We start from the raw sequence: 11,466 nt of genomic DNA, 5'->3' as shown, positions 1-11,466 counted from the left end.
GAGCTGCGCCTGTACTACCGCAAGCTGCACCCGTGGGTCGCGCCGCCGCACATACAGCGCCCCGATGCCCTTTGGCCCGTAGACCTTGTGGGCCGTCAGGGACATCAGATCAATCTGCATCGCCTGCACGTCTAGCGGAATTTTGGCGATCGCCTGCGCGGCATCCGTGTGGAACAGCACATTGTGTTGATGACAAATCGCGCCAATCTCTGCCAGCGGTTGCAACACGCCAATTTCGTTATTTGCCGCCATCACCGACACCAGGATCGTATCGGGCCGGATTGCCTTTTCTAGGGCGGCTAAATCTACCAAGCCGTCGGGCTGCACGCCCAGCCGCGTAATTTCAAAGCCCAGGGATTCCAGATACGTACAGGGATCGAGGACGGCGCTGTGTTCCGTTGTCAGGGTGATGATATGTCGCCCCTGAGAAACATAGGCTTCCGCCACGCCCTTGATTGCCAGGTTGTTGGCTTCCGTTGCGCCGCTGGTGAAGATCAGTTCTTCAGGGGTCGCGTTGATCGCGGCGGAAAGGATGGAGCGCGATCGCCCCACCGCCGCCTCTGCCGCCCAGCCGTAGGAATGCGTCGTGCTAGAGGGGTTGCCAAAATGCTGCGTGAAATAGGGCAGCATTACCTCTACCACTCGCGGATCGACGGGCGTAGTCGCGTGATTGTCGAGATAAATCGGCTGATGAGGCATTTCGTCTAAGAGGGCTAAACAGCAGGGCAGGCAGCGCCCACCCTGTGCCTAAGGCCTCTCTTAGCAAAAATTAGCAAAGAGGCATCGGGAGGATCGCTCCTGCCCAGTTCTACACCAGCTTTTTCACTTTGTCGATGATGCCCACTGGGTCGATGCCCTGGTGGGGGAATTGTTCCCATAGCCCGCCGCAGCCCTCTTCGTGCGTGCCGTAGTAGGCAAACTTCGGCGTGTAGCCCCGCTCCAGCAGCCAGGACCCAAAGCGGCTGCCCAGCCCTGTCCGGCGGTTAAACGCCTCCACCACCACCACAAACGGCGACTTGCCGATCTTCGCCATTGCGTCTTCGTCCACCACGTTCAGCGTGGACTTATTGATCAGCCCCACGTTCAGCCCTTCTTGCTTCAGTCGCTCCACCGCATCCAGGGCGCGATAGACCGCATCGCCCACCGCGACGATATAGCCCGCCGTGCCCTCGCGCACCACCTCATCTTTGCCAGGGACAAACGTGTAGTCGCCGCCGTAAAGCTCATTGCCGCTGCTGTCTAGCAAGATTGGCGTTTTGGAGCGGGTCGAGAAGATGAACCGCAGCCCCGGATCGAAGAAGATCGCCTCGACGCAGGCCTTCATCTGGTTGGCATCGGCAGGGAAATAGAGCTTGGTATCATAGCCGTCGTCTAGCCCATTGTCGGCAAAGAAGTTGTTGATACCAAAGTGGCAGGTGTTGTCTGCCATGTCGTCGATGCCGGAGTGCGAGAAGTGGCACAGCAGGTTGGAATAGTTCAGCCGCGCCATCGTGATTTCGGAAATGATCATCTCCAGGAAAGCGGCAAAGGTGGCGAAGATGCCCTGCTTGCCCTGTTCCATGCCAAAGCCCGCCGCCGCCGACAGGTTGCCCCGCTCCATGATGCCGGAGGGAATGAACACTTCTGGGTAGGCATCGTGGATTTTCTTCAGCCCACAGGAGCCTTCCAGATCGCTATCGACGACCAGCACCTTTTCTTTGCGCTCGGTTTCGCTCATTTTGGCCAGCATTCCATTCACCGCGTCGCCAAACACGTTGCGGTTGGAATCCCATTTGTCGCTGATGCCCAGGAAGGTGTAGTCCTGCTTGGGCTTTTGGATGCCGTTGAGGTGGGCGACGGCGGCGCTGTGGCCGCGGCTTTCCAGATATTGCAGCGCCAGCTTCACAGAGATCACGTCGTGTCCGTGGTTCGAGCCTTCTAGCCCCTCGATGCCGGGGCACATGGGGCGCTTGCAGATGACGGCGATCGGGCCGGGGGTGTTCACCGCTTCGCAGATGGCGGCGTAGAGCGCGTCGATGTCTTCGCCGTTGACCTCCAGCACTTTGAGTCCGTGCCCTTCCAGGGTGCGCTTGACGCTGTAGCCGGGGAGATATTTGGAGGGATGGCCGGCAATGGTTACGTCATTGTCATCGATGATCAGCTTGACATTGAGGTGTTGGGCAACTGCAAGGCGGGCCGCTTCCGCATCGTTGCCTTCCTGTTGGGAGCCATCGGAGCCAAGGCAAAAGACCGTCTTGCCCGGATTGGCAAAGGCCACGCCATTCACATAGGGCCACATATGCCCCAGGCGACCGGAGCTAAACTTGACTCCAGGCGTTAGCCCCAGTTCTGGGTGGCCGGGCAGTTTGGAATGGGCCAGGCGATAGCTCATCAACTGCTCGGCGGGCAGGTCGCCATTCAGCGTTGCCATCAGGTATTGCGTGCCCACGCGATGCCCCGCTTCGTCGAAGAAAATGGGGACAAAAGACTCTGGCTTGCCGCGAAACAGCGCGTCCAAAATCATGACTTCGGGCACGGTGTCGTAGGGGCCGCCCGTGTGGCCGCCCACGCCGTGGGCCGCGCCTGTGGCCGTGAAGAAGACGATCGCATCTCGACAAAGCTGGATATTAGCCTTGAGGGCTGCCTTCTGATCCGCCGTCAGGGTAGGCACGGTGGGATCAAGCGTTAGTTTTTGATATGCGCCGAGGTCGATGGGGAAGGTTGCGCCGGTTGCAGTCATAGCGTTTGTCCATAAATTTATGTTGGGGCAGTGCGAGCGATCGCCAGCATTGGAGCGTGGATCGGCTGCTATCGATTTTCCCTGGAGACCAGGGCACTCACCTCACTAGGGTTGATCCTAGAGATAGGGCTACCAGAATGCAAGTTTAGTGGCGAACGTGCCCCTGCTGATTAACTGCTCATTAAATTGTTGGTAAATCTGTTTGTGGTTCAATCTGTCCCCTAGCACTCAAATTTTCAGACTGCTTGGACTGGTTGAGTTTTTTACAGGTTTTCTGTAGGTTTGAATCCATGCAGCCGATGAAGCTGATCACCCATGAAGCGGGTTAGTGAATGAACGGTTGAGTTGGGGATGCATATTTTGGATGGGCGATTGCCCTTCCCTTCACTCGATCAGCGATCGCCACTCGTCTGCTCTATCCTATTTCAATCCTGGAGAAGATCATGGCTTTTGAGTTTAACCAGATCGACCGGATTAAAGACTTTGATGAAGCGATCGCCGTGCTGGAGTCGGACTATGTGCCAGCGCTGGTGGAAGCGTTTGCCAACTCTCCCGAAGGACAGGCGTATCTAAAGGCTCAGCCCAAAGAGGCAGGGTATTTGGGTGGGTGGGTCGGAAGTCTGCTTTACTACGGCTATGCCTATATGGAAGTAACGCTGCCTAAAATGCGGCAGCGAGACGTAGACATCGTACTCCAGCAGCTTTTTCCTCGCAAAATTACCCTTGCGGAACCGGATCAAGCGAACTGCATTGTGCCAGAGCTAATTGCTTTTTGGAAATTTGTCCAGCGGGAATACAAACAGCGCCACAGCAGCAAAATCCTGACGTTTCTCCACGAAATCGAGCCGACTTTTGCAGCAACCATGAACGACCCGCGCAACTTTGGCATAGCCAAGTCGTTTTTCATGTCAGGGCAGGCAAGCGGGTTTGACATGACGACTCCGGAGGGACTGGCCGCCTATCAGGAGCAACATAACCAGCAGATTCGTGAGCAGTCTTTAGCAGCGATCTCACCGATGATCGTGCCAGAGGGCGTGCCGCCAGAGTTTGTGGCGCTGATGAGCCAGCAGCTTGGGCTTGGCCCAGTGCCAGGGCTAGAGCATTTGCCGACCGACCCGCAGGCGTTAATCAGCGCGATCGCCCAACACCTCATAGACACAGGCGTGGTAACTCTTGAGGAATCAGAAAGCCTCGACGCGGGCGCTGAGGATGCCGCAGACCCGCTGAATTCGCTGCTGAGTTTTGCTAACCATTTCCAGCAGGAAACGCTGAAAAATACAGTTCAGGAGCAAGGCGTAACCCTATCGGAAAAGGCGATCGCCCTCCTGCAAGACCTCCGCATCACGCCTACCACACCCGGCACCATTGTTCAGGATTTTGATCGGCTGCTGGAAAGAATCGGCGCGGACGGCATTCCAGTTAGCAGCACCCGTCAACAGCTTAGTCTCAAGATCCTCAAAGATCTGAACGCTTTGCTGAGCCAGCCGATTCAAATCGACCTCAAACGGCCGCAGCAAAAATCCTACCCCAATCTGTACGGACTCTATCTACTGCTGCGGGTGACGGGGCTAACTCAGATCTGCCAAACAGGTAAGACCCCCAAGCTGGTGATCAATCCTGACCTCTACGCGGCGTGGCAAACGCTTAACCCCACCGAGAAATATTTCACGCTGCTAGAGGCCTGGCTGATCCGGGGGAATCTGGAACTGCTGGGAGAAGACCGGAATCTGCTGAATGAAGGGAGCCGAGTTCTAAGAGCCTGGACTGATTTGTCGAAGCAGCCCAAAACCTACCGAAACTACAGCGAACAAGATCAGTTGACCTACTGGCCTGGATTTCACAATCTGACGCTGATGCAGATGTTTGGCTGGGTGGAGTTGGTCTGCCCCCGCCCTGAGGCAGGCAAGGGCTGGCGCGTTAAACGGGTGAAGCCTACGCCGATTGGAGATGCGATCGCCACTGTAGCGCTGAGCGCCTATTGCGACCAAGAATTCCAGTGGGCTTCGGAAAGCGACTTTACCCTGCCCTGGGGCGACTTTCAGCCCTATTTCCAGCCCTATTTCCCCGAATGGCGACAAAACCTGCCTGCGCCCCAGTCCCCAGCGCATCAAACCGGAACCTACATTTTCAAAGTTTCGCTCGGAAAAATCTGGCGGCGACTGTCGATTTCGAGCGAGTCTACTCTAGAGGCATTGGGTGGCTTGATTCGAGAGTCGGTGGATTTCGACTCGGATCATCTCGATCTATTTTCCTTCAAAGACGCGATGGGTCGCACGGTTGAAATTCATCATCCCTACAACGACTGGCGCGACAGCAAAGCCAGTAACGAAGTGCTGATTGGCGACCTGCCTTTACAGCCTGGTATGTCGATGACTTACCTATTCGACTTTGGCGATTGCTGGGAATTTAATGTGCAGCTTGAAGAAATTCAGCCTGGAAAACCCAAGCGGGGCAGCAACAAAATTTTGGAGCGCCACGGCAAAGCGCCGGAGCAATATCCCAACTGGGACGAAGACGAATAGATCTGGTTACAGGAGGCGATCGCCTGTCTCTGGATCAAACCCAACCAGCACCCGCTCGTCGAACCGCAGCGAGAGGCGATCGCCCACCTGCACTGCCCGCTCCGGCGCAGCCAGCAGGTTGATCGGACGCGCCACCCCCGGCAGCTTTGCCCGCACCAGCGTTTCGCGGCCCAGCGGCTCCACCAGCGTCACCTGTGCTACCAGCCTGCCATCTTCCCCATCGGGTGTAATCCCATCAGGCGCAATCCCATCGGGCGAAATTTGCAACTGCTCTGGCCGGATGCCCAGGTTGATGGACCGTCCAGGGCGAGTTGCGACGCGTTCGCGCAAGCGGTGCGGCGCACTTTCCCTACGGGAATCGCCCAGCACCGACTGCAATCCTGCGGGACAGGGCAGGACTTGTTCGCCGATGTGCAGCCTATTCTCCAGATAGACCGCGTTTAGAAGATTCATTGGCGGATTGCCCACAAACGTCGCCACCATCTGGTTCGCAGGCTGCTGGTAGATTTCCTGGGGCGGGCCGATTTGCTGAATCCGGCCCTGGTTTAGCACGACGATCTGATCCGCCAGGGTCATGGCTTCGGTCTGGTCGTGGGTGACGTAGATTGTGGTGATGCCAAGCTGCTGATGCAGTTGCTTGAGTTCGGCGCGGGTGTCGTCTCGCAGTTGGGCATCCAGGTTGCTCAGCGGCTCGTCCATCAGAAATGCCTGGGGCTTGCGGGCGATCGCCCGACCCAGCGCCACCCGCTGCTGCTGCCCGCCGGAAAGTTGGCCTGGCTTGCGATCGAGCAGGGGGGTTAATCCAAGCGACTGGGCCACCGCCTCAATGCGCGACTGAATCGTGCAGACATCCGCCCCCCGCATCCGCAGCCCAAAGGCCAGATTCTCCGCCACCGTCATGTGGGGATATAGCGCGTAGTTTTGGAACACCATCGCCACGTCGCGCTGGCGGGCAGGCACGTCATTCACGCGGCGATCGCCAATATACAGATCGCCCGACGTAGCCATCTCCAGCCCCGCAATCGTCCGCAAAATCGTCGATTTGCCGCAGCCCGACGGCCCCACCATCACCCAAAACTGCCCATCGGGGACTTCAAAGGTAATATCGGCGATCGCCGTCGTTGCATTAAAGATTCGCGTAATTTGGTTCAGCGCAATTCGAGCCACAGAGCAAAAGGAGCAGTAATTTTTCTATTCTCCATCTATCTAAAAAAGGAAAAACGAAAAACGAAAACCTGGCCTTCCCTCTTCGTTCTTCCCTCTTCGTTCTTCCCTCTTCGTTCTTCCCTCTTCCCTCTTCCCTCTTCCCGCCCGTTCGGTCAAGTTTGACAACGTTTTAGCCATTAAATGTAGCAAATCTTGCAAATCTCTTTAGACCCGACGTTCGTTTTGCCTCCGCGCTTAGAATAGGGAAATTATTCTCCACCCACCCAGGAGCAACTGTTATGACCGTGATCGCCGTTGTGGACTACGACATGGGCAACCTACACTCGGCCTGCAAAGGCCTGGCCAACGCTGGAGCCACTCCCCACGTCACCGATTCGGCCAAGGATATCGGACAGGCAGATGCCATTGTGCTGCCTGGCGTGGGCGCGTTTGACCCGGCAATTCAGCATTTGCGCGATCGCGACCTGATCTCGCCCCTCAAAGATGCGATCGCCAGCGGCAAACCCTTCCTGGGCATTTGCCTGGGGCTGCAAATCTTGCTGGACGGCAGCGAAGAAGGACGCGAATCGGGTCTGGGCATCGTTCCCGGCTGGGTGCGCCGTTTCCGCTATGAACCGGGCATCACCATTCCCCACATGGGCTGGAACCAGTTGCAGCTTCGGCAGCCCAATCTGCCCTTGTGGAACCAGCTTGCGGCTGATCCCTGGGTCTATTTTGTCCACTCCTTCTATGCCGACCCGGCGGATGCAGGGGTGATTGCGGCTACGACCACCCACGGGTCGCAAACCGTAACCGCAGCGATCGCCCGCGACAACCTGATGGCTGTCCAGTTCCACCCCGAAAAATCCTCCGATACCGGGCTAAAGCTGCTGGCCAACTTCGTCGCCTCGGTGCAGGCCAAAGAACTTGCGGGTATTCGCGGCTAGCTGCCGACCGTTGGGGCGATCGCCCTATGGTGAACCCAGACTGGACTTCGGGGGGCAACAGACCTCCTGTTTTTTGCCGACCGCTAGCCATGTCTCTCCGCATCTATGGCAACCGCCTGATTAAAACCCTCCCTGGCGGCGACACCCGCCCCACGCCCTCTCGGGTACGGCAAGCGCTGTTCAATATTTGGCAGGGGGAAATCGAGGGCTGCCGCTGGCTGGATTTGTGCAGCGGCAGTGGCTCAATGGGGGCCGAAGCGCTCTGTCGCAGCGCAGCGCTGGTCGTGGGCATCGAGCAGTCGGGGCGGGCCGCCGCCGTGGTCACAGAAAACTGGCAAACCGTCGCCAAACCAAATCAGCAGTTTCGGCTGCTGCGCGGCGATGTGCGGCAAATGCTGCCAAAACTGAGCGGGCAACGCTTCGACCGGATTTACTTTGACCCGCCCTACGCCAGTGAGTTGTATGAACCCGTGCTGGAGGCGATCGCCCGTCATCAGCTTCTAGCTCCCGATGGCGAACTGGCGGTCGAACACGGGGGCGATCGCTTTTCTGAAACGGCCCTGGCGACCCTGCTGCCCCGCATCGCGCCCCTAGTTCCCTGCCGCGAGAAGGTCTATGGCAATACGGCGCTGATGTTTTTTAGGTGGCAAGATGAGGGGCTGGCGTGAATGGGGGGGAATAGGGGTTAAGGGAGTGGAGCGAGCTAAAAAAAAGAGACCCCCGAAAGGGCCTCCATTCCGACAATTTTCCAGAAATTTCTAGAGATAATTCACAAGGTTTTTTTCAAGTGTTGCTGGGGTGCGTCTCAAATGCCCCCTGCGGAATCTCAACACGGAGAGCGGGCAGAGATCCGCCTACAGACCCAACTGGTCGCCCCGGCGATATTGCAGATAAGCCGCGACAAACAGACCAGCCAGCGTCACGGGAATCAAGCCCAACACAATTCCAGAAAGCAGCGGTTCAACCACGGTTCAATCTCCTTAACGTTAAGTCAAATTTTAGCAACGAATGGTTGAGCAGTCAGCCCTGTGGCGATTTTTTGGCACGGCTTTTAAGGTTTTTTACGTTTTCGCTCGCCCCTTCTCAGAAAAGGGCGATCGCCCTCTCATCTAATCCACTCCGCCAGGACTTGGGGTCGCAACCGTCAGACCCAGCAAAACCTTGCCATTTGCACTCCTTAAATAAATCTGTGCAGAGTTGCCGTCTCCGCTCAAGAAACTTTAAGCTAGGTTATAAATCGAAACGCTATTCACACCCCGCCTTGACCCCGAATCTCTTGAACGAGCCTATTCTAGAATCGCAAGTGACGAGTGCAGCCAGCGATGCTCCGGATCGGTCGCGGCAGGCACTGTGGTTGCTGCTGGGTTCGGCGGTCGTGATGCTGGTGGCGATCGCCGCCCTGCTGCTGCTCCGCCATCCCGATCCCTACGTGCGGAGCGTGCTGGCTCTAGAGGGCAACCCGTCCCAGGGGCAAGTTATCTTCCAGATGAACTGTGCAACCTGCCACGGATTGACGGGAGATGGCGTAGTTGGCCCCAGCCTGCATCATGTTTCTGCCCGCAAGTCTCGCATCAAGCTAATCGAGCAGGTAATCAGCGGCAAAACGCCCCCCATGCCCCAGTTTCAGCCCAACGCTCAGGAAATGGCGGATTTGCTGGAGTATCTTGAGTCTTTGTAGCGAGAGTCTGGATAGCAAGAGTCTTTGGCAGCAAGTCCTCATAGCAGCTTCTAGGCGCTGGGTGCATCTTCAAACTTATAGCCCACGCCGATTACCGTTTTCACAAAGCTCGGCGTTGCGGGATCAAACTCAATTTTTTTCCGCAAGCGGGCGATGTGCGTATCTACCACGCGCTCATCCCCAAAGAAATCGCTACCCCAGAGTTTCTCAATCAGTTGGGCCCGGTTCCACACGCGGCCGGGATAGCTCATAAAGGTGGTCAACAGGTCAAATTCCAGCGTAGTTAGGTCAAGCCGTTCGCTCTTTTGTTCTGGCCCGTCGCCGTGGCGATAGGCCGCCCGCTGGTCTACGTCTACCGTAAAATGCTGCGTGTGGTAGGTCTTGCTCTGTCCGCCCTGGCGCAGGGTGCGCCGCAGCAGCGCCCGGACGCGGGCCACCAGTTCTCGCGGACTAAACGGCTTCACCATATAGTCATCGGCTCCAGTAGACAGACCGATTACGCGATCCATCTCTTCGCCCTTTGCCGTCAGCATTAGAATGTAGGGGTCTTTGTGGCCGGGCTTTTGGCGAATGCGGGCACACACCTCCAGCCCGTCCAGTTCTGGCAGCATCAAGTCCAGAATAATCAAGTCGGGCTGGAGTTCTTGAAATACGCGAATGGCCGTCTGCCCGTCACTACAAACGCGACAAGAAAAGCCTTCTTTCTCTAGATAAAGCTGGATCAGTTGGGCAATTTCGGCTTCGTCTTCAACGATTAAAATATCCATGACCTGCGGAGGATTCGTCGCTTGCGTTTACCATTAAACCTGAGTGATGGTTATGAGAGCAGTTTGTAAGCCGCTCGCTGCATCAGTCCTGGTTAATTCCTCTGGTCAATTGCTCTGGTCAATTGATTTGGGTGAGCGTCCAGGGATATGGGACTCGATCCTAGCGTAGCGGTGTGGCAGACCGCTGATCTACGGTTCTTTTAGAGCATGATAGACGGCATGGTAACAGCTACCCCCCCTTCGGAATTGCATCGGTTGGGCTTCCAGTTGCAAACCTTGTTGCGGACGGCGCAGCCAGGATTGCCGCCAGTGCAGGTGCGGTGTGCGCTGCGGGAAAGCGTGCTGATGGTGCTGGTGCAGCAGGTTTCGCCTGACCCTGGAGCGGCTTCCGCTGTCCGTCGGTTAGAGGCTTTTGAGGCTTCAGAGATTTTCGCTTGTCTGGAAGATGAACTGCGGCGATCGCCCCCCAAAATCCCTCCGGCGAAATCTCCCTTTTCTCCCGCCCAGGTTCAGCCGCTGCCCGTGCGGGTGTATCTGCGAGCGGCTGGCCAGTCTCGCCCCTATGCTATCCATCAGTTTCGCATCGATGGATCAGCGCTTTCTGCGATCGCCCCAGAACAGACCCAGGCTGAGCAGAATGAAGTCAGCGCATTCGTCCCCACCGCAGCGCCAGAGCGGTTGCATCGTCTCCCCCAAGATGATGCAAATCTGGATCATGCAGACCTGGCTCATACAGACCTGGCTCATACAGACCCGGCGGAAACCGGGCTGCCAGATCCGGATCAAGCCCCGGCTCCAGATCCAGACGCGGCTGTTGCTGGGGGCTATTCGCTCTCTCGAATGGCGATCGCCCTGGCAGCAGGGGTTGCGGCGCTGGCCTTTGGCGGCACGTTTTATGCCCTGACCCGCCCCTGCGTGATGGGCGGCTGTGCCGAGTTGCAAACCGTGGAGCGGCTGCATCAGTCAGTGAGCCAGCAGTTGAGCCAGGGCGCGACGCTGCAAGACCTGTCCCAATCCTATACGCGGCTCACGGAGGCCAGCTATCGCCTCAGTCGGGTTCCTCGCTGGTCGCGCCACTATGCAGCGGCGAACCAGGTACAGCAGCAGACCGAATCGACGGTCGCCGCGCTGGGGCAAGTGCTGTCGGCCCAGGCGACCGCAACCGAGGCCGTCGAGATGGCCCAAAATCCTCCCCATCCGCTGGAGGTGTGGCAGCGGGCGCAGGCGCTCTGGGAAAAGGCGATCGCCCAGTTGCAGCAGGTGTCAGAATCCAGCCCGGCCTACGATCTGGCCCAGCAGAAACGGCTGGAGTATGCCGAAAATCTGGCCATGATTGAGCAGCGCATCACCCTGGAGCAAAAGGCGCAGGACTGGGTGAATCGGGCGCGGCAGGCGGTGGAATTGGCGGAAGCGCGACAGGGCGCGGCCACGTCGATGGACACTCGGCTGGAGGCCCACGGCACTTGGCGAACGGCGATCGCCCTGTTGCAGCAGGTTCCCGAAACGGCGATGGCCTACGCCGAAGCCCAGCAGTTGTTGGCGCTCTATCAGCCACGCCTGCTCGACAGCAGCGCCCGTCTCCAGCAGGAAGAGACGGCCGTGGATGCCCATCAGCGGGCGCTGCGGCTGGCAGATCTGGCGGCCCAGGCGGAGCAGCGCAGGCAGTGGTCGCAGGCGGTGCAGCACT

Annotated in this window: 9 protein-coding genes and 1 pseudogene; 5 read left to right on the top strand and 5 right to left on the bottom strand. The window is 57.8% G+C overall.

Annotated elements, in window-relative coordinates:
* Both IGS51_RS19800 and IGS51_RS19795 read right to left on the bottom strand, forming a co-directional pair.
* On the bottom strand, positions 1-699 hold a 699-nt coding region (locus tag IGS51_RS19800), incomplete at its 3' end, for an aminotransferase class V-fold PLP-dependent enzyme (RefSeq protein ID WP_297080508.1).
* A 109-nt stretch (positions 700-808) separates the two neighbouring features.
* Positions 809-2,719 carry a transketolase C-terminal domain-containing protein gene (locus IGS51_RS19795; protein ID WP_297080507.1) on the bottom strand — a complete coding sequence of 637 codons (1,911 nt, stop codon included), beginning with the start codon at positions 2,717-2,719 and terminating at the stop codon, positions 809-811.
* Between the two features lie 443 nt (positions 2,720-3,162).
* On the opposite strand from IGS51_RS19795, the gene IGS51_RS19790 reads away from it, so the two are divergent.
* Positions 3,163-5,241, top strand: a complete 2,079-nt coding sequence (locus IGS51_RS19790; RefSeq protein WP_297080506.1) for a hypothetical protein — start codon at positions 3,163-3,165, stop codon at positions 5,239-5,241.
* Positions 5,242-5,247: 6 nt separating this feature from the next.
* On the opposite strand, the gene IGS51_RS19785 is transcribed toward IGS51_RS19790, so the two are convergent.
* Entirely contained in the window at positions 5,248-6,408 is a 1,161-nt protein-coding gene (locus IGS51_RS19785) for an ABC transporter ATP-binding protein (protein ID WP_297080505.1), read from the bottom strand.
* Between the two features lie 278 nt (positions 6,409-6,686).
* On the opposite strand from IGS51_RS19785, the gene hisH reads away from it, so the two are divergent.
* Together hisH and rsmD are read left to right on the top strand one after the other, a co-directional pair.
* Positions 6,687-7,334, top strand: a complete 648-nt coding sequence (hisH, locus tag IGS51_RS19780) for an imidazole glycerol phosphate synthase subunit HisH (RefSeq protein ID WP_297080504.1) — start codon at positions 6,687-6,689, stop codon at positions 7,332-7,334.
* 89 nt (positions 7,335-7,423) lie between these two features.
* Positions 7,424-8,002: a 16S rRNA (guanine(966)-N(2))-methyltransferase RsmD gene (rsmD, locus tag IGS51_RS19775; RefSeq protein WP_297080503.1), complete on the top strand. Its 579-nt coding sequence runs from the start codon at positions 7,424-7,426 to the stop codon at positions 8,000-8,002.
* Positions 8,003-8,188: 186 nt separating this feature from the next.
* Here the strand turns inward: rsmD and petG are convergent, their stop codons facing one another.
* A complete protein-coding gene (gene petG, locus IGS51_RS19770; protein ID WP_068512313.1) occupies positions 8,189-8,302 on the bottom strand; it encodes a cytochrome b6-f complex subunit V in 114 nt (37 codons plus the stop codon).
* A gap of 392 nt (positions 8,303-8,694) precedes the next feature.
* Between petG and IGS51_RS19765 the strand changes: the two genes are divergently transcribed.
* A complete protein-coding gene (locus IGS51_RS19765) occupies positions 8,695-9,012 on the top strand; it encodes a cytochrome c (RefSeq protein ID WP_225894789.1) in 318 nt (105 codons plus the stop codon).
* Between the two features lie 50 nt (positions 9,013-9,062).
* Here the strand turns inward: IGS51_RS19765 and IGS51_RS19760 are convergent, their stop codons facing one another.
* On the bottom strand, positions 9,063-9,779 hold the full coding sequence (locus IGS51_RS19760) for a response regulator transcription factor (RefSeq protein ID WP_297080502.1): 717 nt from the start codon (positions 9,777-9,779) through the stop codon (positions 9,063-9,065).
* A 219-nt stretch (positions 9,780-9,998) separates the two neighbouring features.
* Here IGS51_RS19760 and IGS51_RS19755 point away from each other — a divergent pair.
* Positions 9,999-11,466 (top strand): annotated as a pseudogene (locus IGS51_RS19755) (hypothetical protein); the annotation flags it as partial.

Source organism: Thermoleptolyngbya sp. M55_K2018_002, from assembly GCF_015295965.1.
GTDB lineage: Bacteria > Cyanobacteriota > Cyanobacteriia > Elainellales > Elainellaceae > Thermoleptolyngbya > Thermoleptolyngbya sichuanensis.
The sequence above is the reverse complement of the archived record's forward strand: the minus strand, read 5'-3'. Positions and strand labels throughout refer to the sequence as shown.

Coding starts and splice junctions, on each gene's coding strand:
- rsmD (WP_297080503.1), top strand. CDS start 7,424: ATGTCTCTCCGCATCTATGGCAACCGCCTGATTAAAACCCTCCCTGGC.
- IGS51_RS19795 (WP_297080507.1), bottom strand. CDS start 2,719: ATGACTGCAACCGGCGCAACCTTCCCCATCGACCTCGGCGCATATCAA.
- IGS51_RS19760 (WP_297080502.1), bottom strand. CDS start 9,779: ATGGATATTTTAATCGTTGAAGACGAAGCCGAAATTGCCCAACTGATC.
- IGS51_RS19790 (WP_297080506.1), top strand. CDS start 3,163: ATGGCTTTTGAGTTTAACCAGATCGACCGGATTAAAGACTTTGATGAA.
- hisH (WP_297080504.1), top strand. CDS start 6,687: ATGACCGTGATCGCCGTTGTGGACTACGACATGGGCAACCTACACTCG.